This is a genomic window from Paenibacillus kribbensis, from assembly GCF_002240415.1.
GTDB lineage: Bacteria > Bacillota > Bacilli > Paenibacillales > Paenibacillaceae > Paenibacillus > Paenibacillus kribbensis.
This window is the reverse complement of the sequence record NZ_CP020028.1, coordinates 2,721,363-2,747,586: the sequence shown is the minus strand read 5'-3', so window position 1 is coordinate 2,747,586 and position 26,224 is coordinate 2,721,363. Positions and strand designations below refer to the sequence as shown.

Annotated in this window: 25 protein-coding genes; 18 read left to right on the top strand and 7 right to left on the bottom strand. The window is 41.3% G+C overall.

The features are described 5' to 3' along the window. Positions 1 to 35 precede the first annotated feature (35 nt). The 5 genes from B4V02_RS12435 (at position 36) to B4V02_RS12415 (ending at position 3,535) form a co-directional block, all read left to right on the top strand. Positions 36 to 581 carry a GNAT family N-acetyltransferase gene (locus tag B4V02_RS12435; protein ID WP_094155003.1) on the top strand — a complete coding sequence of 182 codons (546 nt, stop codon included), beginning with the start codon at positions 36 to 38 and terminating at the stop codon, positions 579 to 581. Positions 582 to 872: 291 nt separating this feature from the next. Beyond that, positions 873 to 1,511 carry an FMN-dependent NADH-azoreductase gene (locus tag B4V02_RS12430; protein WP_094155002.1) on the top strand — a complete coding sequence of 213 codons (639 nt, stop codon included), beginning with the start codon at positions 873 to 875 and terminating at the stop codon, positions 1,509 to 1,511. Between the two features lie 27 nt (positions 1,512 to 1,538). Next, positions 1,539 to 2,177, top strand: a complete 639-nt coding sequence (locus B4V02_RS12425; protein WP_094155001.1) for an NAD(P)-dependent oxidoreductase — start codon at positions 1,539 to 1,541, stop codon at positions 2,175 to 2,177. Positions 2,178 to 2,200: 23 nt separating this feature from the next. Continuing rightward, entirely contained in the window at positions 2,201 to 2,827 is a 627-nt protein-coding gene (locus B4V02_RS12420) for a DsbA family protein (protein ID WP_094155000.1), read from the top strand. 270 nt (positions 2,828 to 3,097) lie between these two features. Then, positions 3,098 to 3,535, top strand: a complete 438-nt coding sequence (locus B4V02_RS12415) for an Rrf2 family transcriptional regulator (protein WP_094154999.1) — start codon at positions 3,098 to 3,100, stop codon at positions 3,533 to 3,535. A 151-nt stretch (positions 3,536 to 3,686) separates the two neighbouring features. Here the strand turns inward: B4V02_RS12415 and B4V02_RS12410 are convergent, their stop codons facing one another. Continuing rightward, entirely contained in the window at positions 3,687 to 4,370 is a 684-nt protein-coding gene (locus tag B4V02_RS12410; RefSeq protein WP_157739734.1) for an LLM class oxidoreductase, read from the bottom strand. Between the two features lie 149 nt (positions 4,371 to 4,519). Here B4V02_RS12410 and B4V02_RS12405 point away from each other — a divergent pair, with 149 nt between their 5' ends. Both B4V02_RS12405 and B4V02_RS12400 read left to right on the top strand, forming a co-directional pair. Further along, on the top strand, positions 4,520 to 4,858 hold the full coding sequence (locus tag B4V02_RS12405) for a winged helix-turn-helix transcriptional regulator (RefSeq protein ID WP_094154997.1): 339 nt from the start codon (positions 4,520 to 4,522) through the stop codon (positions 4,856 to 4,858). Positions 4,859 to 5,239: 381 nt separating this feature from the next. Further along, positions 5,240 to 6,223 carry an NADP-dependent oxidoreductase gene (locus B4V02_RS12400; protein WP_094154996.1) on the top strand — a complete coding sequence of 328 codons (984 nt, stop codon included), beginning with the start codon at positions 5,240 to 5,242 and terminating at the stop codon, positions 6,221 to 6,223. A gap of 76 nt (positions 6,224 to 6,299) precedes the next feature. On the opposite strand, the gene B4V02_RS12395 is transcribed toward B4V02_RS12400, so the two are convergent. Beyond that, entirely contained in the window at positions 6,300 to 7,514 is a 1,215-nt protein-coding gene (locus B4V02_RS12395) for an ROK family protein (RefSeq protein ID WP_010344995.1), read from the bottom strand. Positions 7,515 to 7,877: 363 nt separating this feature from the next. On the opposite strand from B4V02_RS12395, the gene B4V02_RS12390 reads away from it, so the two are divergent. Genes B4V02_RS12390 through B4V02_RS12375 form a run of 4 tightly spaced genes read left to right on the top strand, consistent with a single transcriptional unit; the run spans position 7,878 to position 10,485 of the window. Beyond that, a complete protein-coding gene (locus B4V02_RS12390; protein WP_094154995.1) occupies positions 7,878 to 8,696 on the top strand; it encodes a purine-nucleoside phosphorylase in 819 nt (272 codons plus the stop codon). Positions 8,697 to 8,733: 37 nt separating this feature from the next. Beyond that, positions 8,734 to 9,645 (top strand): EamA family transporter, encoded by a 912-nt coding sequence (locus B4V02_RS12385; protein ID WP_094154994.1) that lies wholly within the window; start codon positions 8,734 to 8,736, stop codon positions 9,643 to 9,645. A 46-nt stretch (positions 9,646 to 9,691) separates the two neighbouring features. Then, positions 9,692 to 10,153 (top strand): nucleoside deaminase, encoded by a 462-nt coding sequence (locus B4V02_RS12380; RefSeq protein WP_094154992.1) that lies wholly within the window; start codon positions 9,692 to 9,694, stop codon positions 10,151 to 10,153. A gap of 26 nt (positions 10,154 to 10,179) precedes the next feature. Continuing rightward, entirely contained in the window at positions 10,180 to 10,485 is a 306-nt protein-coding gene (locus B4V02_RS12375; protein WP_244188504.1) for a restriction endonuclease, read from the top strand. Positions 10,486 to 10,521: 36 nt separating this feature from the next. On the opposite strand, the gene B4V02_RS12370 is transcribed toward B4V02_RS12375, so the two are convergent. Both B4V02_RS12370 and B4V02_RS12365 read right to left on the bottom strand, forming a co-directional pair. Beyond that, positions 10,522 to 11,007 carry a transposase gene (locus tag B4V02_RS12370; RefSeq protein ID WP_094154991.1) on the bottom strand — a complete coding sequence of 162 codons (486 nt, stop codon included), beginning with the start codon at positions 11,005 to 11,007 and terminating at the stop codon, positions 10,522 to 10,524. Positions 11,008 to 11,156: 149 nt separating this feature from the next. Then, positions 11,157 to 12,032 carry a LysR family transcriptional regulator gene (locus B4V02_RS12365; RefSeq protein WP_043891318.1) on the bottom strand — a complete coding sequence of 292 codons (876 nt, stop codon included), beginning with the start codon at positions 12,030 to 12,032 and terminating at the stop codon, positions 11,157 to 11,159. 133 nt (positions 12,033 to 12,165) lie between these two features. Here B4V02_RS12365 and B4V02_RS12360 point away from each other — a divergent pair, with 133 nt between their 5' ends. From B4V02_RS12360 to B4V02_RS12340, 4 genes are all read left to right on the top strand, one after another. Further along, positions 12,166 to 13,026 (top strand): alpha/beta fold hydrolase, encoded by an 861-nt coding sequence (locus B4V02_RS12360; RefSeq protein ID WP_007432322.1) that lies wholly within the window; start codon positions 12,166 to 12,168, stop codon positions 13,024 to 13,026. A 37-nt stretch (positions 13,027 to 13,063) separates the two neighbouring features. Next, on the top strand, positions 13,064 to 14,305 hold the full coding sequence (locus B4V02_RS12355) for a YbfB/YjiJ family MFS transporter (protein WP_094154990.1): 1,242 nt from the start codon (positions 13,064 to 13,066) through the stop codon (positions 14,303 to 14,305). A 324-nt stretch (positions 14,306 to 14,629) separates the two neighbouring features. Continuing rightward, positions 14,630 to 15,721: an NAD(P)H-dependent flavin oxidoreductase gene (locus tag B4V02_RS12345; RefSeq protein ID WP_094154989.1), complete on the top strand. Its 1,092-nt coding sequence runs from the start codon at positions 14,630 to 14,632 to the stop codon at positions 15,719 to 15,721. Positions 15,722 to 15,756: 35 nt separating this feature from the next. Beyond that, positions 15,757 to 16,149: a tautomerase family protein gene (locus B4V02_RS12340; protein ID WP_094154988.1), complete on the top strand. Its 393-nt coding sequence runs from the start codon at positions 15,757 to 15,759 to the stop codon at positions 16,147 to 16,149. A 520-nt stretch (positions 16,150 to 16,669) separates the two neighbouring features. Here B4V02_RS12340 and B4V02_RS12335 read toward each other — a convergent pair. Together B4V02_RS12335 and B4V02_RS27220 are read right to left on the bottom strand one after the other, a co-directional pair. Continuing rightward, entirely contained in the window at positions 16,670 to 17,221 is a 552-nt protein-coding gene (locus B4V02_RS12335; protein ID WP_094154987.1) for a GNAT family acetyltransferase, read from the bottom strand. A gap of 647 nt (positions 17,222 to 17,868) precedes the next feature. After that, positions 17,869 to 18,018 (bottom strand): recombinase family protein, encoded by a 150-nt coding sequence (locus tag B4V02_RS27220; protein WP_256873587.1) that lies wholly within the window; start codon positions 18,016 to 18,018, stop codon positions 17,869 to 17,871. Between the two features lie 235 nt (positions 18,019 to 18,253). Here B4V02_RS27220 and B4V02_RS12325 point away from each other — a divergent pair, with 235 nt between their 5' ends. Next, a complete protein-coding gene (locus B4V02_RS12325; RefSeq protein WP_094154986.1) occupies positions 18,254 to 18,838 on the top strand; it encodes a TetR/AcrR family transcriptional regulator in 585 nt (194 codons plus the stop codon). A gap of 220 nt (positions 18,839 to 19,058) precedes the next feature. Continuing rightward, positions 19,059 to 20,099: an NADH:flavin oxidoreductase gene (locus B4V02_RS12320; protein ID WP_094154985.1), complete on the top strand. Its 1,041-nt coding sequence runs from the start codon at positions 19,059 to 19,061 to the stop codon at positions 20,097 to 20,099. Between the two features lie 686 nt (positions 20,100 to 20,785). On the opposite strand, the gene B4V02_RS12315 is transcribed toward B4V02_RS12320, so the two are convergent. After that, positions 20,786 to 23,635 carry an alpha-amylase family glycosyl hydrolase gene (locus B4V02_RS12315; protein ID WP_094154984.1) on the bottom strand — a complete coding sequence of 950 codons (2,850 nt, stop codon included), beginning with the start codon at positions 23,633 to 23,635 and terminating at the stop codon, positions 20,786 to 20,788. A gap of 486 nt (positions 23,636 to 24,121) precedes the next feature. On the opposite strand from B4V02_RS12315, the gene B4V02_RS12310 reads away from it, so the two are divergent. Further along, positions 24,122 to 26,143, top strand: a complete 2,022-nt coding sequence (locus B4V02_RS12310; protein WP_244188503.1) for a starch-binding protein — start codon at positions 24,122 to 24,124, stop codon at positions 26,141 to 26,143. Positions 26,144 to 26,224 lie beyond the last annotated feature (81 nt).

Below are 26,224 nucleotides of genomic sequence, written 5' to 3'. Positions count from 1 at the left end.
AAACACCTTTTATAACATGACAGAGGAGAGATATTGTGGAGAAATTCAGAGGAATTAACATTATTGAAATGACACTTGAAAACAAGAATGATTACGAACGCAAAGAACATCCTTTCACGGTTATAGGGAGACTTATACCTAAATTAGAAAATGGCATATGGAGTTATCAAGAAGAACTTTATGAACAACCTTATGAATCAAAATACCCGGAACACGAGGATCTTGATGAATATATTAATAGCGATGACAGCATTGCTTTCTTATACTATTCCCAAGGAAAATGCTTGGGACATATAAGATTAAGCGCAAGTGACGAAATTAAATTTGCTTCCATTGACAGACTTATTGTATTAGAAAGCAGCAGAGGAAAAGGAATAGGAACCGCCTTGCTCAATAAGGCAAAGGAATGGGCATTACAAAAAGGAATGAAAGGATTCACGCTTGAGACGCAGGATGTTAATTTGCTCGCTTGCCGGTTTTATTTGAAGAATGAGTTTGAAATTGGCGCTGCGGACACTATATTGTATTCAAACTCAAATTATAAAGATGAAAATGCAATTTTCTTTTATTCAAAATTCTAATACTTTCCCATGATAGGACATGTTTGTTTAACTCGCTTAAATTGCAATTAGAGTAGAAATGGGGATCAATCAGAAAAGAATTAGAAAAGCTGTTGATTAGGTATTTAAATCAACGGCTCTTTTTGTTGCATAGCGTGCTTTTTTTGATTGGATTTTTGATTGAACGTTAATTAATTATGAATTACAAATAAACGTTGACAATAAACATAGTTGTAACTTATATTATTACATGTACAAGATGTAACTAAAATTATTACATCATAGCAAAATAAAACAAAAGGAATGATAAAGATGACAAAAGTACTTTTTATTACAGCACACCCTCTAGAGGAGTCCACATCTTATAGCCTGGCTGTGGGTAAAGCATTTATCGAATCTTACAAGGAAGCTAATCCGGAAGATGATATTGTGAACATTGATTTGTATAAAGAATATGTTCCTCACATTGATGCGCATGTTTTTAGTGGCTGGGGAAAACTCCGCTCCGGAAGTGAATTTAATCAACTCTCAAGCGATGAGCAAGAGAAAGTAAAACGTCTCGCAGAACTGTCTGACCAATTTATTGAAGCGGACAAATATGTGTTCGTTACTCCTTTCTGGAATTTTTCATATCCTCCAGTGATGAAAGCTTATATTGATGCTGTTTCTGTGGCGGGTAAATCTTTCCGTTACTCAGAACAGGGTCAACCCATTGGATTACTGACTGATAAAAAAGCAATTCATATTCAGGCACGGGGTGGTTTTTACTCCGAGAGTCCTGCGAATGAACTTGAAATGGGGCATCGTCACCTTCAAGTAATTATGAATTTCTTCGGTGTACCTTCATTCGAAGCTCTGTTTGTTGAAGGGCATAATAAAGCTAAGGACAAGGCACAAGAGATCAAAGAAAATGCCATTGCGAGAGCTAAAGATCTTGCCAAAACATTCTAAAATATAGGATAGAAAGGTGAAACAAATATGAAGATTGCGATTATTGGAGCTAGCGGAAAAGCGGGGAATGTAATACTAGAGGAATCTATAGAACGTGGTCATCAAGTAACTGCAATTGTTAGAAATGCAAGCAAGATTAAGAAAAACGACGTTCAAATTCTCGAAAAAAGTGTATTCGACCTTAATACAGAAGATATTAAAGACTTTGATGTTGTCGTAAATGCATTTAAAGCTATCGAAGGTCAGGAACATCAGCATGTAGAAGCTGGAACAGTTCTTATAAAGGCTCTTCAAGGAACTATACAAACGAGACTAATTGTTGTGGGTGGTGCAGGAAGTCTGTTTGTAGATGAAGCTCAAACAACTCGTAAATTTGAGGCACCTGGTTTTCCGGAAGTATATTTACCAACGGCTGTTAATATGGCCAAAAATCTTAATGATCTTCAGCGATCTACTGGTATTCAATGGACGTATCTTAGTCCAGCAGGAATTTTTGATCCTGAGGGTCGGAAAACAGGGTCATACCAAAAAGGCGGAGATCGAGTAACCTTGAACATTCAAGGGGAAAGTTACATTAGCTATGCAGACTATGCCATCGCTTTGCTTGACGAAATCGAACACCCGGAACATGAAAACATGCGATATTCAGTTGTTGGAGAGCGTTAAGTTAGTTAAAGGAGTTGTGAATGATGAAAAATAACGAGCTTTCTCTAATTTATGTGTGGGATGCTTATTGTGGCTGGTGTTATGGATTCTCGAAAAGCCTACGGACATTTCATCAAAACCACTTAGAATTACCGATCCAAGTGTTGTCTGCTGGTCTTTTTGTAGGTGATCAGAGTCAATCAATAGCAGCATATCCGCATATTCCCGAAGCAAATAAACGGATTGGACAGCTTACCGGTGCAGTGTTTGGTTCTTCCTATGATAAACTTTTAAATGAAGGTACATTTATTATGGATAGTGAGACAGCAGCTATCGGATTTTCCGCTTTACGCTCTTTGGCCCCAGAACAAGTAGTGTACCTAGCGGCTGCAATGCAGCGAGCATTTTATTACGAGGGCAAAAGTCTTAGTGATTTAGAAACATACCAAGAAATAGCAAAACAATTTGATCTGGATGAACAGAGACTGATTGAACGGATTAAAACTCCAGAGACATTGGATGAAGTCAAACAAGAATTTTTAATTGCCGCCAACCTTGGAGCAAGAAGTTATCCAACACTGTTCTTGAAAAAAGAGGATGGATTGTATAATCTCGGCGGTGGCGCTATGATAGCTGAGAAGTTAGAAGAAAAATTTGCTGAATTAATCTAATTTAAAGTTACATGAAGAGAATTTCTCTAAGAAAAAGGTACCTTTCATTTTCTACGTTAATCTGGATCAAGCGAATTTATTCCCTGCTTGGTCCAGTTTTTATATTGGATAGACTCCAATGGTTAAACACAGGTGTGCTCCCTGAAATATTACAACTCTCATTGTAACATTCTAAATACATGTTAGAATGTTATTACCGCATCCTTGGAATATCCAGGTTAAATATTTTATAAGTAACTCAAATTATTCTTGTACCACTGGGGTGAAAAAATGTCCGTAAGTTCTCGGTTTTATATAGGTATACACATTTTGTCGTTGTTGGAGATTAATAAAGAAGGAAATAACTCATCTGAAATGATTGCAGACAGCGTAAATACACACCCTGTAATGATCCGTAAAATTATGGGGATGTTAAAAAAATCAGGATTGGTGAATGTAACCCATGGAAAAGCAGGGGCTAAACTCGCACGAAATCTAAGTGAAATAACATTATTCGATGTTTACAAAGCAGTGAATGCAGTGAATGACAATACTTTATTTAATATTCAAGAGAAACCAAACCCAGATTGTCCGGTTGGTAAAAACCTCCAAGTGACGATTGAACCTATTTTTTCATTGGCACAAAGAGCATTGGAAAAAGTACTTGAACAAGTAACTTTACAAGATATAGTGGCTGATCTAGATAGGGATTCGGATTCACTTGATTAGCTTATTTTTGAATTTTAGTCAATACCAAGCAGCCAGTTGCTGATTAAACTTCGGTGACTGGCTGCTTAAATGTACAAGGTGTTTTCTATTTACTATTCACCAAGAGTACAGTTATGAAAACACAGTTTGGCTAAGTCAAAGTTCTCTAAATTTAATGTGTTGAAGAAAGCTTGAATTCATCGGCTAACAGTTTGTACGCTTTATGACGCGCAACTTTGTCTGTATATGCTTCCCATAACATTACTTCATCGACCATGGTCTCTGATGCCAGATTTCTTAATTGATCAGAAACTGTTTTAATCCCTCCGATAATGAACCGATTCCTGTTTTCTTTACGTGCTTCTTTTTCTGCTGAAGAATAAACATGTGAATGCGCTTCTTCCAAACTAGGAAATGGCTGTCCTTGCATTAGGGTACCCGCGTACATCCTAGCCCATAGTAATTCAAGAGGAGCTGCCAAATACTTGGCTTCATCATCCGTTTCTGCGGTGATTACAATGGCTGAAATAATACTTCGTGGTACTGACATAAATACAGATGGTTTGAACCGTTCTTTGTAAGCACGTAGTACTGGCACAGTCATTTGCGGTGATAAATAGGACGCGAAGGCTAACCCAAGCCCTTCTTTGACAGCAAAATTCAATCCACCATCACTGGAGCCCAACATATATAGCTCAGGAATCGCTGGTTCCCCTGAAATAACTTCAATATTTCTGAATGGATGATCTGAAGCAAAATTCCTTGAGAAAAACGAGAGTAACTCATTCAACTGCTCAGGAAAATTAACCACTTCTTGTGAACGACGTAGTGCGTAAGCAGTCAGTGCTATCACCATTCATAATCGTTGCAATATTGAGGATAGATAACTTAAGTTCTTGCTTTTTTGGATGAATAGACATATTTTTTACTCCTCCGAAAAAAGAAATGTCATACTGGTTAACAACTGTGACACAAGACAAAGTATAGGGGATGATTTTAGCTGTCATGAAATCTACAGAAGAGATGGTTTGTATTAAAACCATTAAGGAAACGATGGACATCTTTAGTGGGAAATGGGCAATCATTATCATAGGAGCTCTGCATGCAGGAGCAAAACGTTTCAATGAACTTAGTAAAGAATTAGGGATAAGAACCACATCGCTATCTGATGCTTTGAAAAGTCTGGAGTCTAACGGTATAGTTACTCGCACAGTTTACCCTACAATTCCTATTACAGTAGAATATTCTTTAACTGAAAAGGGGAGTGATTTCGGAGAAATTTTCTTGGCTATTAATGACTGGGGAATTAGATGGATCAAGAACGACATAGATTATTCAAAATAGCGGAATAAAACGTAAATATTATTTCTAACGAATTATCACGTCTTTTTCACCAAACATAACGTTTCTCTATATCAGAGGAGAGAGCAAAAGAATCAAACTTATTAACAAGATAGTCCTACAAAAATGTCGCTATTAGCGACATTTTTGATTAAAAATATTAAAATTTTTCTCACACTGATAAAAGAAATTATTCAATAATCACAGCAAATAATAAAAAAATACATACGTGATAAGTAGGTGTATAAAGTATACTAACATCATTTATTTTGAGTACTTTATAAAATATATTAACTTGATATAATAAGCCTTGCTAAGGGACTTGAAAGTGACTAGATCAACTTTCAAAAATTGTGATTTCTAATTCATAAAGGAGAATACGTGATGGAAAATAAAATACGATCAAAATCAATAGTTCATATGAACGCCTGGAGACTGCACGACTACGGCGGTATAGGTGCTATGCGCCTTGAAGAAATCTCTTGCCCTACCCCAAAAAAGGGCGAGGTCTTGGTACGGTTACTTGCAGCAGCTACCAACCCATTTGATTGGTACATGGCAGAGGGAATGATCGCTAAATGGGAAATCAATTTGCCAATCACATTTGGACGCGATGGAGCAGGAATCGTGGAAGAGCTTGGTGAGGGGGTGACTGAATTCAAAGTCGGTGAGGCTGTTTATGGCCAAGCAGATCCAGCGGAGGACGGGACCTTTGCTGAATATGCAGTTTTTCGTGCAGATCGCTTAATGCGCAAACCTGAATCTTTATCCTTTGCTGAAGCTTCTGCTTTGCCAAACACGCTCTACGCAGCTTGGAATGCTCTGTTCTCGACTAAAACGGGTATGGATTTACAACCTGGGCAATCCGTATTAATCCACGGAGCAGGTGGCGGAATTGGAAGCTTAGCACTGCAACTTGCCAAGTGGCGTGGTGCTCATGTAATTGCGGTGGCTGCTCCGAAGCACGAAAACCTTTTACGTGATCTCGGTGCCGATCAGTTCATTGATTACACACATCAGCGTTTTGAGGAAGAAGTCATCGATCGCGTAGACGGAGTAGTAGACACCATTTGTGCAGAGCCGGCAAGTAAGTCCTACTCGATACTGAAGCCAGGTGGGATGTATGTATCACTGCTCAGGACACCTGATCAGAACGAGGCTAAAGCAAAAGGTGTTCGTGCAATACTTACATTTGGTCCAGACAGCTATCCCGCAACGAACGAAATTGAGGCAGCAGTTGCAGCTGGTGCTGTTCGCCCGATTGTTGACAAAGTATACCCCCTAGCCCAAGCACCGACTGCCCTAATTGAATTGAAAACGGGTAATGGAATAGGGAAGATTGTACTTAAAATTAATGAATCAATATAACGATTACTTGTTGAACTGAAAATGTTAAAGGATTCAAGTTCCTATCACTAGCGTAGATCGGAACTTGAATCCTTATTTAAACAGGTATTTCTTCAGTGAAATAATCCAATACCATACAACCAGCCCCCTGAGCCACAATATTGTAGGCTGCAGTGGACTTAATTATTTCGACATTACTGTTTGGATGAAAACTTACACGATCCTGTGCAGTTTTAGCTGCGACATCAAAAAAACGCGGTTTCGGCACTAGTGTACCTCCAAAAACCACAATTTCTGGACGCAATAAAAAAATCAAATTACTAAGGCCAATCCCAAAATAATAGGCTGCATCTTCTACCACAGCTAAACAGAGTTCATCGTTTTGTTCTAAAGCATGTAAAATATGAAATAAATCAATATCTTCAACATCATTAACTTCACATGACAGCATGGAAGGTTTACCACGTTTTATAAGTCGAATCAATTCCTCACGAATAGCTGGCAAACTACTGTAAGCTTGAAGACACCCGTATGAACCACATGAGCAACGCCTACCGTGGATATCAATAATGATATGTCCAAAGGTATCCTCCGTCTCACGTTTACTACTGACTAATCTCCCTTGTGAGATCGTACCACACCTAATCCCAATATCACTGGATACAAAAACCAAGTTGTCCGTCTCTTTCCAATAGTTCATACGATATTCAGCAAGAGCAGCTAAATTGGTTCCGTTTTCTAAGAATACAGGGATATCCGTTTTGTTTTTTAAGTAGTCGACAATATTCAGATCCCATCCGTCTGCAGGAAAGTGCTGCGGGTGTGAAATAGCCCCCATGTCAGGGTTGAACGAATCCAGAACCCCAATACCGATACCCAGCAAATTCTCTTTAGGAATGTGATTCTGATCTAATAAGTTATCAACGCATGCTGCAATATAGTTTAATGTAAATTCTCCAGTGCATTCAGAGGTCATTTTTAATTTTTCAACGCTTATGATATTTAGCTTTAAATCAAGGAGTAAGATCGTAGTATATAGACTTGTTAGCTCTACACCAACTAAATAATATGAATCTGGCTTAATAACATAGGCTAAAGGTTTACGTCCACCACTTGATTTTCCAATCCCACTATCATAGATAAGACCTTCCTCAACGAGCTCTTCTAGTAAACGACCACAAGTTACATGTTTAAATCCAGTATGTTCAGTTAATGTGTTAATGGTTACAGGACCCAATTTACGTACTAAGCTATATAACAGCTTCAAATTTTTTGCTTTAGGTGAGGATAAGTCCTCAAATTTATTTAGCATTTTTTTTCTCCTTGATATGTGATTCTATAGGAAACCAAATCAAAACGGATATAGTTTATTATCCAACTTTTTTTATAATAGTTCCACTCCATTTAATTTTTATTCTACTAAATTACGAACTTTAAATAAAACTGATTTACATAGTATATATCGTATTGAGTACTTTTTTAATTAAAGTTTAACTGAAAATGATTGAAAGGAGATAAATACACTTGAAAACACTGTGCTTTTTATATAAATGATAAATAGTTATTTACAAAAACAGAATAAGCCATTAGACTTAACTATAGAAAGTGCCGTAGTAAGAATCTTGAAATGTTCGTTAAACGTTTCATAGCACAATATATTTAGGAGGAATGCAACATGCAAAAAATGCAAGATATTCAGGAAGCCAGAGACTTTATCATAAGTAAGACCTCGTATCGTCCAACAATTGGGATGATTTTGGGATCGGGACTGGGTACATTAGCTGATGAAATTGCAAACCCTTTCACAATTCCCTATAGTGAAATCCCTTATTTTGCAAAATCAGAAGCAGTAGGACATGCGAACGAATTAGTTATTGGGGAGCTAAAGGGAAAAACTGTGGTTGCGATGAAAGGACGCTTTCATTATTATGAAGGTTTTACTCTTGATGAAGTAACTTTCCCTGTTCGTGTAATGAAGGCTCTAGGAGTTGAAAACCTGCTCATCACTAATGCGTGTGGTGCCGTCAATAAAGAATTTAAACCGGGTGAGTTAATGTTGATTACGGATCACCTCAATTTGGTCGGTACGAATCCATTGATTGGGCCGAATAATAACGATCTAGGTACTCGTTTTCCTGATCTTTCCCAAGTGTACAATGCTGAATTGCGACAAATTGCTATGGAAGTTGCAAAAGCGCAAAATACAACTTTACGCGAAGGCGTATACTCCTGGTGGAGTGGTCCGGCTTATGAAACACCAGCTGAAATTCGCATGATTCGTACATTAGGGGCAGATGCTGTTGGTATGTCAACCGTACCGGAAGCCATCGTAGCTGTCCACGCGAACATGAAGGTACTTGGAATCTCCTGTTTAACCAACATGGCTTGTGGAATTCTAGATCAGCCTCTAAGTCATGATGAAGTAATTGAGGTAGCTGCCTTGGTAAGAGAGAATTTCATTGCTTTAGTTAAGGGAATTGTAGAGAAGGTTTAGTAATTAGGTAAAATCCGATGAAGGAAAAGGCGAAGTTATGAAAGGGTATATATATGTTATATTAGGTGCGATTTGTTATGGTTTATTATCGACTTTTGTGAAATTAGCCTATAAAGATGGTTTTATCGTTAATGATGTTGTTGGAATACAGCTCTTCTTAGGATCGATATTGTTATGGGGCGGAGTGCTTATTACTAAGGGCACGAAGAGTACAAAAGAGAAGAAGTTTGTAACGCCAGGTAAAAGGGAACTACTTTTATTAATGACTGTAGGGTCTACAACGGGACTTACAGGGATGTTTTATTATCTCTCACTTCAATATATTTCAGCTTCTTTGGCGATTGTACTCCTTTTCCAGTTTACATGGATCGGTGTGTTGCTAGAGGCAATTTTCAATAGAAGAATTCCTGAAAAAGGAAAGCTACTATCCATCATTCCTTTACTTATCGGAACAATAAGCGCAACCAATATTTATTCGACTGGAATTTCTGCCGTTCATTGGCTTGGCTTTTTGTTTGGTCTTCTTGCAGCACTATCTTATTCCATTTTTATGTTTGTTAGTGGTAGGGTCGCGGTTCAAGCAAACCCGATTATGAAGACAGCTTTCATGACTACCGGAGGTCTAATCGTTTGTTCGATCATTTTACCTCCAACGTTTTTAACAGACGGAAAACTGTTATTACAACTGGCTGTGCAATATGGGTTTGTTTTAGCTTTTGTCGGTCCCTTCCTTTCCACACTGCTCTTCTCGAAAGGTGTTCCGTTAGTGGGATCTGGAATAGCATCAATATTGGGGGCTATGGAGCTTCCAACAGCCTTACTAATGTCTGTCTTCGTCCTGAATGAGCACATTGGTGTTCCGCAATATGTAGGGATCGTCCTGATCCTAATTGGAATATCATTACCTGGATTACTGAAGAAAAATAAAAAGGACATCTTAAGCGTTTAAAACGTCCTTAGCTAGATAATAATCATAGATTAGGGAGGAATTTGGAATGATAAACAAAGATGAAATCTTTATGAAAAAGGCAATTAAGGTTGCCCTACAAGCCCGAAAAGAAGGGAATGAGCCCTTTGGAGCAATTTTGGTAAAAGGGGAGGAAGTCGTAATGGTTGGGGAAAATAAAATTAATACATTTTGTGATCCAACGCATCATGCAGAAATCGGTTTAATCCGGAAATTTTGTTCTGAAAACAATATATTTGATTTGAACGAATACACTTTGTATACAAGTTGTGAACCTTGCGTAATGTGTTCGGGTGCCATGGTGTGGTCTAACCTGGGTAAAATTGTATATAGCGTATCACATGATCAGTTAGCTGAAATCGCTGGGAGCAACATTATGATCGCTTGCAATGAAGTGTTTGAGAAAAGCCCTCAAAGACCTGAACTGGTAGAACAAGTACTCAACGAAGAAGGTTTAAAAGTATTTGATGGATACAAATTTTCTCATTAAATAACTTTTTAATAAAACAAGAATTTATGAATTCATTGGACAACTTTGCTGGATGGGCTGATTTGATCCTTTCTAAAGGTGAGAGACGAATTGTGGTACAAGCAAAGCGCTACAGCAAGAATGTCGGCTTAAAAGCTGTTCAGGAAGTGCAGGGCGCACGTGCACACAACAGAGCAAATGCTGCATGGGTTGTAACTAATAGCAACTTTACATCTCAGGCCTATGAGTTGGCTAAATCGAATAGTGTCAGGCTAATCAGCCGGGATGAATTGGTAGAGATGCTGCTACAAATGAAAGAAAAAATGTTGTTCTCTAAGAAGACAAGTGCTTAATTCAATAACGATGCTGCCTATTGTAGAATTATTACCTTATAAAGAAGAAATGATTTTGAATATTATTAAAGTGATCCCGCGAGAAATTGAGGAATGATTCAACTGTTGCATGAAAGGGGGATGATCCTTAGCTAGTGCTTGTTTTGATTGTTTATTGCATTTTTTGTTCATAGATGGACGCTCCTTCTTCTTTGAAATGAGCGCATCTGACCCAACCGTATTTAGCTGCATCCTCCATTTTCGAATTAATGCTGGAGAGGAAATGTTAAAGATGACCGCCGCTTCGTTAGGAGATATCCCCATTTCGTTCATATAGTTAAGTACGTCCATTTTAAACTGTATGGTGTAGGATGTATAGGACTTCTCAAAGGCGGCTAATCCGTGATACTCAGCTTGTTTAGTCCACATCCGTACAACTTCGTGGTTCGCCCCTATTGCACGAGCAATTTCCCTTATACTTTCCAATTGACTTTGATATCTAATAACTGCATCCACTTTTTGATCATTTGTATATTTAGCCACAGAAAAACTGCACCTCCAATTATTATATAGTGTCTAATAATTGGGGTGCAGTTCATTCTGCTGACTGCTTTACTTTTGGTTGTTATTTTGAGGGAGATGTTGACGCTGCTCCAAAATGCAGGATATTGTCGATAACCTTCGATGGCAGGTTAAGTAAGGTGGAACCTCTGTTTTGAAATCCGGATAAATTCGGACGTAGCTGCAGTTTCATAAGTATCTTTACGACGTATGAATAGAATCGGTGTTATATAGGATTTATCCGATATCTTATGAGAGCGTAAATTATATTGAACCATGGCTCTCTCAATTACCGAGCGAGGTAAAAGAGAGATACCGAGGCCAGCGTGAATACATCCGAGGATTCCCTCCAATGTTCCGAATTCCATGATCTTTGCGGGTATAATTCCTTTCAGACGTAACCAGTCCTCGAGTTTTTGACGATAAGAACAACCAGCACGAAAAACCAGTAAAGTCAAATTTCCTAATTGTTCCGGTTGATCGATTGAGGGGAATTGTCCTCCTGATATGAGTGCAAGTTCCTCAACCCCAACCTCTATAATATCGAGCTCTGGGTGCTGGACTGGTGCAGCTACGAAAGCACCGTCCAACTCGTATTTCAACACTAAATGGATAAGTTCTTCCGTCGTTCCAGTTTTTAATGCCAAATCAACCTCTGGATAAGATTTATGGTAATCGGTGAGAATAGACGGTAGCCGAATCGCAGCTGTGGTTTCGGGCGATCCGATCCGAAGCGGCCCTCTTGGGATTGTGTTATCTGCCACGACTCGTTCCGCCTCTTGAGTAAGAAAGACAATTTTCTCAGCATAGGACTTGAGTGTCTCTCCGGATGTTGTGAGCCGAACCCCTTGGCGTCCACGACGAAATAGCGCTGTTTTCAGTTCTTTTTCAAGCTGCTGGATACGGATACTTATACTCGACTGAACATATTCCATTTTTTCGGCTGCTTTGGTAATGCTTCCTTCGTTTGCAACTGCCAGAAAAATCTGCAAGTCCCGGATGTCCACCGTCATTCCCCCATCTAATTATTGATAATTTTAATATTACAAATCGATTAAATTCATTTTACACGATATCTTTGAAAAGTTACAATTAGTTTAGAAAGAGGCGGGTCTTATGAAGAAAACAGGAGGTTACAATATGACGACTTATCATTCATTAGAAGTAGAAGGATTAAACGTATTTTATCGTGAGGCTGGTAATCCGAATAATCCAGTCATTTTATTGCTTCATGGCTTTCCGTCCGCAAGTCATATGTTTAGAGAGCTAATACCTATTTTAGAAAAAGACTACTATTTAATTGCTCCTGATTATCCGGGGTTCGGGAATACCTCATCACCTGACAGAGAAGATTTCCAGTATACATTTGACCATATTACTGAAATTATCGAAACCTTCATCGATAAACTAGGGCTTGCTAAATATGCGTTATATGTCTTTGACTACGGAGCCCCTATTGGCTTTCGTATAGCTATGCACCATCCAGAACGTGTAACAGCAATAATAAGCCAAAATGGCAACATTTATCGTGAAGGACTAGGGGAAAAATGGGCGGCACGAGAAGATTATTGGCGTTATCCCACACAAGAAAAAAGAGAAAGTTATAGGGCAGCATTTGCGCCTAACACGATCAAGGGCCAATATGTTGATGGAACAAAGGAAAGCCAAGTTTCCCCAGATGGCTATACTCTTGATATTGCTTATATGTCCCGGCTGGGAAATGATGAGAAACAATTGGATTTAATTTTCGATTACCAAAATAATGTAAAAATGTATCCGGAGTTTCAGCAGTATCTTCGCGAATATCAGCCGCCCTTATTAGCAACGTGGGGTAAAAATGATGTTTCATTTATTCCAGCTGGTGCTGAAGCTTTTAAAAAGGATTTACCTAAAGCCGAGATTCATTTATTAGATACTGGGCACTTTGCATTGGAAACACATGCATATGAAATCGGAAAGCAAATGTTGGATTTTTTGAAAAACAATAAAAGGGTGGAATAGGGATAATTTGAATTTAGAAGGGTGACAAGTCAGTCTCATGGAGAATTCAGGAGCTAAAAATGCGAAATTGTTTAATTCCACAAAGACCATGATCGGTGGATTAGTTATGCTCATCATTTCAATGGGGATCGGACGTTTTTCATATACTTCCATACTTCCATTGATGCAATCACAAGCTCATCTATCCGCTACGGAATCCGGATATTTGGCAGGGAGTAATAACTTGGGTTACCTTATCGCTGCCTTTGGTGCAGGTTTCATAACATGGGGGTCCCGAAGAGCCTATCATCTCCGGATGCAATTGGTACTCTGCATTATTTTAACAGGACTTATGGGAATCACTTCATCATTTTTATGGTGGATGATTTTGCGCTTTCTGGCTGGAGTTAGCAGCGGACTTATTTTCGTTCTATCATCAAGTTTAGTGTTGGATGCGCTGTTTTCAGATAAACGTGAAAAATGGGTAGGTATATTTTACGGCGGGGTTGGTATAGGCATTGTTTTAGCTGGGTTACTTACGCCTGTTCTTAGCATTTTCACTTGGAGGGGAACTTGGATCGGGCTTTTGATCATCAGTATCATCCTCATCATACCTGTGTGGTCATTTATCCGTGATAAAGAGCCGAAACCTATAACTCAAAATGCTGAATCCCTGAGTTCATCAGCGGAAAATCCATCTATCTTCGGCTGGCTACTTGTTGCTTATGGACTTGAGGGGTTAGGTTATATAGTAAGCGCGACGTTTCTTGTGGCGATGGTTAAGCAAATGCCTCATATGTCAATTTTTGCTGACTTTAGCTGGATTATCGTTGGGATAGCGGCGGTACCATCAACAGTGATCTGGTCCTGGTGGGCGAGTAAAGTCGGTTACATCAAACCATTGATTATTGCGCTTATCCTGCAAGCTGTTGGAATCATACTGCCTGTATGGCTTCCCAATATATTCGGCGTGACGTTAGGATCTGTCCTTTTTGGAGGCACGTTTATGGGCATTTCCATGCTTGCTCTCGCCGCAGCTCGTATGTCTAGACCATCCAGTGGTAATAGAGCAATTGCTTTGATGACAGGATTTTATGGTATAGGTCAAATACTCGGTCCAATCGGAGCCGGAATCGTGTTGGAAATGGCGCATAGCTACAAACTATCATTACTTCTGGCCACTTTGGTGCTTGTTGCTGCTGCTATTATATTGCTATCCGGTGCAGTTAATTCAAGTAAAAAAAGAGCGATAGGAAATTTGGACCATGCTCGTATTCATCCTGATCAAGAGCTTAGTTAGATCCTGGGCAATTTGCATTGGACAAATGGAATTGGTGAATTGATTCCTTTATTGGAGGAATAAAAAATGCAAAATTTTGAAAACTATTTTCATCGGATGTTAATATAACTGATGGAAATAATGGAACTGCAAAAAATTTAAAAAAAGTATTGGAAGAAATGAATTCTTTAAATGAAGGCAACGGCAATATTTCTTTCTTTTGTTCAGGAGTCAAAGTCGAGGATAAGGCTAAATTAAAAGATTTTAATAACCTGTTCAAAAGATTGGACGCTATTAACGAATGTGAAAAGTCTGAGATTTTACAATAAAAGGAGGTTTTTAAAGGTGTTTGAGACTGATCTGACGCGTGCTCTTAAAATTCGATACCCGATTTTTCAAGCGCCGATGGCTGGTGGCGTTTCGACGCCCGAATTAGTAGCGGCTGTTTCAAATGCCGGTGGGCTAGGCAACTTGGGGGGCGGATACTTAACTCCGGAGCAACTCCGTAGCGAGATCCAAAAGATCAAGCAACGAACGGACCAGCCTTTTGGAGTAAACTTGTTTGTGCCTGAGCAATCAGAAGATTCGGAAGAAGCAATTTACCGGATGGCAGATTATCTGAATAAATACCGCATCAAACTTGGTACTGCTCAAAATCCAGCGATTATGAAGTTTTCAGAATCATTTGAGGAGCAGGTACAGGTACTGTTGGAGGAGCGTGTCCCCGTATTTAGTTTCACTTTCGGCATACCATCTCAAGACGTGATCCAAACCATGAAACAGCATGGAATATTCATCATTGGAACTGCAACAACTGTTGATGAAGCCAAGCAATTGGAAGCAACTGGTGCAGATGCAATTGTGGCTCAGGGGAGCGAAGCAGGCGGGCATAGGGGGACCTTCATGAAAGACCCTTCCCATGCTTTGATAGGCACCATGGCTATTGTTCCGCAGATCGTTGACCATGTGTCGATCCCGGTCATCGCAGCGGGGGGAATCATGGATGGGCGGGGACTTGCAGCAAGCTTTGCATTAGGAGCCGCTGCAGTACAGATGGGTACTGCGTTTCTAGCCTGCCCCGAGAGCGGCGCCCACGAAACGTACAAACAGAAAATCCTCTCGACAAATGAGGACTCCACTGAAATTACACGTGCATACTCCGGAAAAGCTTCAAGAGGCATTCAAACAAAATTTATGATTGACATGCATCAGTACCCAGGAACAATTCCGGCTTACCCCATTCAAAACGCGATGACCCGGGACATTCGTCAGGCGGCTGCAAAAGCGAACAAACCCGAGTATATGTCACTTTGGGCGGGCCAGGGTCTTCGGTTAGCAGGCGACCAACCTGCCGCTTCAATTGTAAAACAAACCATTGATCAAGCTAGTGTTCTTGTCCGGAAATTTTCTTTTATTAGAATGGTTGATAATAAATAGGGAAAAATAATTTTTATTAAAAGGAGGAAGTTAAAATGCCATTACTTCGTTTTGATCTTATTAAAGGACGAGATAAAGCAAGCCTGAAAAAACTTTTGGATGTTGCCCACCAAGTCGTTGTGGAAGCTTTTGACGTTCCTGAGCGAGATCGTTATCAAATCGTTCACGAACACTCGGCGAACCATATGATTATTGAGGATACTGGGCTAGGATTTAACCGTACCGATAGTCTAGTTATTCTCTCCATAATAAGCAAAGCCCGGCCAAAAGAGAAGAAACAAAAGCTCTATTCCTTACTGGCTGAAAGGTTAGAAGCTGAATGCGGCATCGCACCAACCGATTTAATGGTATCTATTGTTGAAAATAATGATGATGATTGGAGTTTTGGACTGGGGGAGGCACAATTTTTGACCGGTAAGTTAAGCTGATTCAACGCTAGCCGTTTCGATCTCAATCGGTAATATAACCAATATTAATCGCCCTTAAATTGGCCTGGTAGGCTAGTTGAAGGGCGATTTCCATGAGTCTTGGTATTGAGATGATAAAATAGGCTTATGGATGTTCAAAAATTACAACTACGGCTAGATGGAGAACGCGAAAAAGACGTTCATTCTGAGTAAGATAAGCATAGTTACCAATTGAGCCTAAAAAATAAGGTATCTTGTTGCGGCTTACAGCATCTCTTCCTCATTGACCGAGTATAGGCAAAACTATCTTAAATTTTGGGGACAAAAGGCTATAATCATAAATCATAATTCTTCCGATAGTAGAGATCTGAATTATCTGGTCTCTAACCATCGGAGGTGTTTTTTTGCATATGGCAAATCCCTTTGTGCTCAATTTTCATTTATAACTGCAAATTGGAAATCTATCGTGTTATTCAGTAGAGCTAACGGTGCACCGCCAATGGTTTAACGGGCAGGGCAAGCAAACAATATGTTTATCCAATCATTCTGATGTGTAACAGCCCAATTCATAGTAAGTATTATTGTTGAAATCAAAGCTTTTAATCACGTCAAGACCAAGCTTTTTGGTATGGGCAGCGTATGATCTGTGATTGATGTGGTTTATAAAAGTTATCAATAACGGATATTTTTTACTCATTTGCATTCTGGAAAAATCAAAAACCTTTCGGAGTACTTCCGTACCCCTGTAATCCATATCAATGCAAATTGGCCCATACTGATAAGTGTTTTCTGTAGAAAGCGTAATTCCCTTATATTCTGTATCTTTCAAATCGTCAATCATATATTGAAAAAGAGGCCATTTAGCCCAATACTTCCACGAGGCAGCCATTACATAAGCAACAATCTTCTTGCCATGACATGCAATTGTAATTCCATTTTCCTTTTCAATTAATTCCTTAAACTGTTCTTCTGTAAATAAGGTTGTAACGAAGCCATCGGGTTTGTCTTTTTCACTAATAGTTGTAATGTGATATTTTTTTTGTAATTTCACTATAGCAGATATATCATCAACAGTAGCATTTCTATAAATCATTGTTATCCTCCTATATAAAATGAGCTAAAAAACTTATACCTCAGCATACATCATAATTGAAACCATTTTAAATGACAATTATTGAATTGTTTATGGGTGCAGCGCCTACACATTTGGTTTGCAGTTATTTCATTCATTCCAGTCGATTGCTATCCGCTTCCCGGAACCTTGAAATCAAGGCAGACGTAATTTTACTAAAGTTATATGAGTGTTTTGGGCATTATAAAATATATTTTAGCACCCCCGGATTTCTTCCCGTAACGGATCGATATCTTCTGTAATTGCAATATTCGTAATGTCCGCTTGTGTCAATTGAAACAGGAAAGGGAGGCATTTTTTCAGAACCGCTTTTTGTATCATGTTCAGTGCAGGCAGGTAGACACAAAGTTTCTCTCTTTCAAGGTGAATGACACAAAGTTTCACTCTTTTGAGGAGTTTGTAACATTTAGAAATGACTTCTTTCGTCCTCAGTACACGCCACGCTGCTTGGCCAATGCAATTCCCTCTCGCTGACGTTCGCGAATCAAGGCACCGCTTGAACTCTGCAAAAGCCCCCATCACCGAAAGCATAAGGTTGGCCATAGGTGAATCTTCACCAGTAAAGGTTAAATTCTCTTTAACAAACTCGATCTGAACGTTCCGTTTGATCAGGTCTTGGACGATTTTCCGAAGTCATCCAAGTTGCGGGCGAGACGATCCATACTATGTATCACCACTAGATCTCCTTCGCGAACAAACGCGAGTAACACTTCTAATTGCGGTCTTTGCGTATCTTTACTAGATGCTTTGTCTGTCAATATCCGATCTATCTGAACTTGTTCCAATTGTCGTTCTGGATTCTACTCGATGCTTTACCCAGACATAACCAATGCGTTGACCCTGCAGTAGAGCGTGTGTGAACAACGTTCGAACTATGCTCACTCAGATAATGGCTAACGCTAAGATTGGCGGGACGGGCAGCTTTGCTGCGAAGGTGCTTGATTATTGACTTCGTGGTCAAGATTGGATATGATGATCCCACGAGGTGATTTCATGAGCAGACCAAGAGAATTTGATGTCGATCGTGCACTACACCAATCCATGGAAGTGTTCTGGACGAAAGGCTTTAAGTCGACCTCCTTTGAGGATTTGACCCAAACGACGCGGGTCAAGAAACAAAGTTTGTACGGCGTTTTTGATGACAAGCGATCATTGTTTTTGAAGGCGTTGGTGTTGTATCGCAAACAGAGTGTAGCAGTGCTGGAAGAATTGGTCTCCCAGGACGACATGTCTCCCATAAAGAAGCTAGACGCTATACGAGGTATTGCGCTAGGTCAATGCCACGAAACAATTCGCAGAGGATGCCTCATGGTGAATTCAGCACTGGAATTCGGTACCGACGACAAGGAGGTAAAACGCGAAGTAGAGATGATGTTTGCCGAAGTCGAACAATTACTTGAGAAGATAATCCGTAGCGGTCAGGAGCAGCAGTTGATTACGACCCGCTATACCAGCAAAGAGCTTGCTGCTTATCTAAACAATGCTCTTCAAGGCGCGAAAATGATGGAGAAGTCTGGTGCATCCTGGGAGCGGATCGATATGGTCTTATATACGTCTTTTGCGATGATCGTGCCCTAATCCTTTTTTTTACGAAATTTTTGACTATGTGGTCAATAAAAGATCTACAAGGTAAAGAATTGATGATAAAAATGAAAGGAGGTGGTTCTTTGGGATTATATAATTATGTGTTGAGTAAAAATACGAATTTAAGATGCTGATTGTAACACTTTTAACGCAACCGCTAGTCTGTTGCACAAAAATATCCAGATATTTTAAATAAATTAATTTGGAGGTCGTTATGAATAATACTCGATCTGTTCAGGCCCTGTTCAAACCATTCGCAATCGGGAATATGACTCTATCTAATCGTATCGTGATGGCGCCGATGACCCGACAATTTTCCCCAGATGGGGTACCGAGTTTAGACATGGCTTCCTATTATCGTCGCAGAGCTGAGAACGGTGTTGGTCTTATAGTCACTGAGGGTACAGTCATCAATCACCCGGATTCGTCAAGTCAAGACAACGTACCACACATCTATGGTGAGGCTGCTTTAGAGGGTTGGGCAAACATAGTGGCTGCGGTACACGAGGCAGGCGGACGGATCATACCGCAGATTTGGCATATGGGGACACGAGGCAATGTCGGCGATTATTCGGAATCGGAAATCGTCGCAATCATCCAAGCCTTTGCACAGGCAGCAGTTGAAGCCAAGCGGCTTGGCTTTGACGGCATCGAGCTCCACGGTGCGCATGGTTATTTGATCGACCAATTCTTCTGGGAGAAAACCAACCCGCGTACCGATCGCTTTGGCGGCGACATGGTTGCGCGTACCCGCTTTGCAGTAGAGGTCATCGAAGCTTGTCGCCGTGCCGTCGGACGGGATTTCCCAATTGTATTGCGTTTCTCGCAATGGAAGGGGGATGACTATACGGCGAAATTGGCTGAGACACCGGTACTGCTAGAGCAGTTCTTGGGGCCATTGGTCGATGCGGGCGTCGATATGTTCCATTGCTCCACTCGCCGTTTCTGGGAGCCCGAATTTGAAGGATCCGATCTGAATCTTGCCGGATGGACGAAAAAGCTGACAGGGAAACCGACGATTACAGTTGGATCGGTAGGTCTCGATGGCGAATTTATGAGTCTTTTAACCGAAGGAAAGGGAGCGGGTAATACCAAGATCGACGGGCTAATCGAGAGGCTGGAACGTGAAGAATTCGATCTGGTAGCCGTAGGCCGGGCATTATTGGCTGATCCTGCTTGGGCAAAGAAAATCCGAGACGGCCGAACAGACGAATTGATCCCTATTACAGCTGAGGCATTGAAAACACTTCATTAAGTTTCCGCTTGATTAGCAAAAACGGGATACAATTTTGAGCTAACGGGGACGTTAGTTCAACTTCGCTTGCTATTACGAGAACCGGATTCTCTTTAAGGGTCCTGTTTTTTCATGCAACGCATTGCTTAGCGTACGATTTTTTCCGTTTCGTGAGGTGACGGCATTAAGCAAGGAATTTTGTCTAGTTGGGAGTACGGCCAACAACTAGATATAAAGATCGAATACAAGAAGGGCGTTTCCGGAATGAGCTGGGAGCGTCCTTTTTTTGTTCCCTGTTCAAACTAGGGATGGTTTAAAACAGCCTCAATCTGGTAGAAAGAAACTGGTTCCGGATCGGTGAGCAATGTAGGGGTGATGAACACGCAACGGAATGGACAAGAGAGCAGGGTAACCGTGCTCACGCTTAACCTATAGTCAAAACAATTTGATAAGCAAAATAATGACTGCAAAAATACCGACTACAATTAGCAAGTTTACTGCATTACGTAAAGAGCCGAAGTTTTCTTCGGCTCTTTTCTAAAATATACAGTTGCTTTATTGCAAGAAGCGATAACCCGTTAATACTTGATTTTAGTTCAGAGCAATATCTGGATTCTCTCTTGAATCTACTTTTTAACTGGAATCAACCTTAGCGCGGTGCAATACCGAACTGAGGTTGATTCCAGTTAACTATGACATACTGCCGTTTACTTCAGATAGGTTCCCGTTTCTCCAATTCCACCTCTGCCATTCAATACATAAACCCTTGCATTTCCTTTGCCGGAGCATGTCAGGGTAATCTTGCCATCCGTAACGGTTTTGGAATCACCAGTCACCGCATCCACATAGGTTCCGTTCGGAATGCCGGTAAACGTGGCGTTTCCCGAAATCGTGACCAATGCAAAGCTGTCAATGCCTTTGGCGCTGTCGGTATATCTTCTCTTAAACGCCAGATCGCCCGACACATTCTCTGTGGAATACTGACCTTTTTGCAAGGCGGGAACAGCTCTTCTGATTAAATTAAGCTGTCTGATATGTTTCGCCAGAGGATGGTTGAGCGATTCCGCAAGTGTTCCGGTAGCATTTGTGTATTTACCGTAATCTTGTACCGTAACATTGCCTTCTATGTGATCGCCGTAGTAAGCCCGTCCCGTTTTGCTTAGCGGTGCATTTGGACCCGGATCAATGACAGCCCCCTTTTGAAATTCGATTTCGGAACCATAGAAGATAGCGGGTATTCCGCGGAAGGTGAACATCAGATCGAGATTCTCAGCCCAAGTATCCTGTGTACCCGCGAATCTTTGATTTTCTGGAGCCTGGTCAGGCGCATAGTCATGTGAGTCGACATAGGTTACATTCCACGTAGCATCATTATAGTATTGGTCGCCACTTCTCATATTGAATGCTTCATGCGCGGTCTTGAATGCCCAATGCATTGGGAAATCAATCACATCCATACCAGATTTCATCGAATAGTCAGGCTTATGATAGGTATTTCCGTTTAAGAAAGCATTGTTCGAGGTTGGCTGTCCTGCTGTAGTAGAAGAGTTGTCCGCCCACTCTTGTTCAACCGACATTTTATTGGAGGCATAGTCATTTTTTCCATCGCCCGGATACGATTTTGAGCTTTTCCAAGTATAGAATGGCGTCGAGATCGCTGGAATTCCACTGTTCCAGACATCTCTGTAACGAGTAGCTACTTCTCCAAAAATATAGAAATCCGAGCCGCCTCTTGTCTTCCAGGCAGGAATATAGTATTTATTGAAAATATACCGGCTCACATGCTTCACCGTATCGACACGAAAAGCATCAACACCCATGTCAATATAGTGATTGTAGGTATCAATTAAATATTTGTTAACTGCAGGATTTTCTGTGTTCAGGTCCACACAATCTCCCGCTATCTGTCCGGTTTGAACCGTATAGGATTCCCAGGAAAGACTTTTCTCTGTATGGTAAATGTTATTATTCGTTCCCTCGTTCTTCATTAAATCGAGCCTTGCCTGATATTGCTGATCAGGCGTCAAAGTATCATAGTTTGACGGCAGCTTATCTGTAGTTTTCACCAAGTTGTTAGCAGTATCCGGTTTAGCCGGATCTTTCTTAAACATGGGGTACAGGTTCTCTTCACCAAAATTACCGGTATGATTGACGACGATGTCCTGAATAACCTTCAGCCCTTTGGCATGGGCCGCATTGATCAAATCCTGATAAGAAGCTCCCGCCGACTCATATCTAGGGTCTACTTTGGAAAAATTTATTGCATGGTAACCATGATAATCATAACCGCTGGCATTTTGCACAACAGGTGTAATCCAGATGGCGCTGAACCCGAGGGCTTTGATATAGTCGAGCTTTTGAATCAGCCCCTTAAAGTCCCCTCTCCAAGCCGGGTCTGAATCCGGATTACGCGCCTTGGCATCATCCCATGCGTGCATGTTGTTGCTCGGATCACCGTCATAGAACCGGGAAGTAATCACGAAGTAAATAGTGTCTTCCCGAAAGTCACCTTTATTTCCAATATTATAAACAAAGCTCTGTTTGGTTTGATTGCCAGCGCTGTCTATAACGAGAAATTTTAATGTCGTGGTCTTGGAGATAAGGATGGACGGACCGGTCAATCCGGCCAGAGCATTGCCAAGGACATAGACTTTTGAACTTATGGTTGGTTCCGTACCATCTTCCGTATAGTATGCCTTGGTCGTTGCCGCCTTGTTATCTTTGATAGTGAAGGATACAGTCACCGAGGAATCGGAATGCCCGGCAGGTAAATTCGCTGTGATTGTGGGAGCTTGTAGATCTGCATTCAGGTCAATCACATAAGCGAAAGAGGATGCATTTCCAGTTTGACCAATTGAGTTGACACCTAAAGCCTTAATGGTCAAAGAGGACGCAACTTGAATTGGAGAGGTATACAAGGTCGAGGATGTCGTAGGTGTCGAACCGTCTAGCGTATAGTAAATCTTATCGTCACTGTTGGTGCTGGACAGCGTCACCGTTTGGGACGAATCGTATGTTTTGGGTACAGGAGAGGCAGAAATCGCTGGAATTTTAGGCATTTCCGGGTTGGCATCATACCATGTGTTATCTGTGTAATACCAGCCCTCTTTCACACTGCGGGACAAGTCGGCCGTCTGTTTGCCGCTGCCGTCATTAAAGATGAGACTTGAGCCCATAGCCCCGGTAATGGTGTAACTGTACCAGTCGTTTCCATCCGACGTCATCAGAATTCCCGGCCACGCCCCGCTAATTGGAACAGTTGCCGGTTTCAGATTCCAGTAATGGATTCGAATCGCTGAATTCCAGCTTGAAGGTTTCTTAAAGTGAACCGTTAACCCAGTTTGAGTTGAATTAAGTGTTGTGGTAGATGCATACGTTGCGGTAACGGTAGACGTGATCGAAGCGGTGGTCGATGGAAGAGCAGTCGCTGTGGAATTCGTGTAGGTGGCTGTATAATTGTTGTTGCTCGAAGCTACGCCGGGTAAACCGAAGAAGCTGAAGCAAAGCGATACAATCATCAACCAAGAAATAAAACTCCCCGTTTTTTTTCTTAGCAAGTTAACAACCTCCTGATAATTTTAGTGGGTTAGATCATGCAATCGGTTGCATTGAAAGTAAAAAAAGAAAGGCATTTATTTTGATGAAATGGATTCATTGATCGCCTCCTCCGTTGTATATTTGGAAAATAATCATTGTACACGCTTACAAAATAAACTATGAGAACAGCCCATTCACACAGGCTCTATACCAATGATTTTTCCTTTTATGATTATATCAACCATACTTTTACTGGTCAATGTATTGCTGGGGACATATTTCAAACCCTAAGATAGCCTGTTCATAATTGAAGCCAATGTCCGAAAAGCTTATAAATTTATCTTTAATATAAGTGTTGACAAGTTGTTAAATAAATGAAATCATGTCATTGAGTGCAAACGATTGCCTATTTTGAAAGCGTATACAGTTTGTTTTGCCCTCTTTTATTTACTCCTAATCTCTTATGAGAGGTTGGTTGTAAAATAATATTAAAAGGAGTGTTTAGCATGAGGAGGAAGACAAGCCCCGTTTTGAGACGTACCTGGAGTATTGTTCTTTTTGTCGTATTGTTGTTACAAACGATTGGGTTTACTCCCGAAGCACAGGCGAATGCTGATGTTCAGCAGTTAGGCGGTTCAGACGCGAAGCTAACAACTGCCACAAACTACGAACTTCCGGAAAGGACGAAGGATGGTCTTATTTTTCATGCATGGAACTGGTCTTTTGACAACATCACCAGGAACCTTCCTGAACTGGCTCAGGCGGGATTTAAAGCGGTGCAAACTTCACCAATCCAAGCTAACAAGGAAGGGTTGACAGAAGGCAGCAAGTGGTGGATTTTGTACCAGCCCATCAACTTTAATATCGGTAACTCTCAATTGGGAAGCAGGGAGGATTTCAGACAGCTTTGCCAGGAAGCGCATAAATACGGCATAAGTGTTATCGTTGATGTTGTCGCCAATCATACGGGGAATGCGGGCGGTGGAAATCAGCAGTATCAGCCAGCGCATAATGTTGATCCGGTGATCAAGAATAACCGCTATTTCTGGCATGAGGCCAGAGGCGTGGAAAACTGGAATGACCGTTGGCAAGTCACGCAGTGGGGAATTGGTCTGCCCGACCTCAACACGTCTAATCAGGAATTGCAAGATATTATTATCGGCTTCCTGAATGACGCCATTTCCTTAGGCGCGGATGGCTTCAGATTCGACGCCGCTAAGCATATTGAGCTGCCTAACGATCCGGGGGGCTCCAACTTCTGGCCCCGGGTACTGGGCTCGTTGAACAATAAAGACAGACTGTTTAATTACGGGGAAGTGCTTCAAGGCGGGGCTGACAACTTTGCCGGCTATGCCAATTACCTCAGTTTGAGCGCATCCAGCTACGGGAACAGTGTCAGAAGTGCTGTTGGTTATCACGGTAGTATCAATATTGATGCAGCCAAATCTTTTAACGCTAATAATGTAAGCCCTTCCAAATTAGTTACCTGGGTGGAATCGCATGACACTTATGCAAACGACAACAGCGAATCAACGGGGTTGAACGATTGGCAGATCAAAATGGGCTGGGCAATTATCGCCTCCCGGGCGGAGACGACCTCTCTGTTCTTCAACAGACCGGCAGGAAATGGAAAATTTGCGAACCGACTCGGCGACGCGGGGAATACGCTCTGGAAGGACCCGGACATCGTTGCCGTTAACAAGTTCCACAATGCCATGGTAGGTCAAGACGAATACCTTAGGACGCAAGGGAATCAAATTATGCAGGTTGAACGCGGAACCAAAGGTATGACGATTGTAAATCTTGGAGGCAATGCTCAAATCAACACCCCTACCAGACTGGAGGACGGCGTTTACCAGAACAAGGCCAGCGGCGGTGGATCATTTACGGTATCGAACGGCAGAATTACCGGTCATCTGGACGGAGGCAGGATCGCCGTACTGTATAATGCGGCGCAGCAAACTCCGACAGTATCCGTCGATCCTGAGGAAGGCGCTTTCTTTACAGATTCAGTTACCGTGAGAATGAACTATTCCAATGCAAATTCGGCAATCTACACTTTGAACGGGGGGCCAGCAACTCCGTTCAAATCAGGGGATATGGTCAGCATTGGCGCTGGGACTCCAATCGGATCAACGTTTGTTCTGAAGATTGTCGCCGCGAATTTGTCCGGTCAAACAGAGAAGACTTTTAGGTATACGAAGGAGGAACCGAGCTCGGGCATAACCGTTCATTTCTACAAGCCTTCTGGCTGGGGAGCACCGAACATCTACTACTACGACGATTCTGTGACTCCGCTCAAGGAAGGCTCAGCTTGGCCGGGCGTGGCCATGCAGGACGAAGGTAACGGCTGGTATGTATATAGGGCCCCAGGCTGGACGCAGGCGAAGGTCATATTCAACTCAAACGGAAATCAGGTGCCCGGATCGCAAATGCCTGGATATGATGTAAGTGGCGAGAAATGGATCAAGGAGGGACGGATTACTTCGCAAGATCCCCATGGGATAACCGACAGTTACGATCGATAAACCGGAAGAAGCATTCCACTGAGATAGTCTGGAGATCATGCTCAATTACAGTGATGCCGACAATGGTACTCACATTCTGAA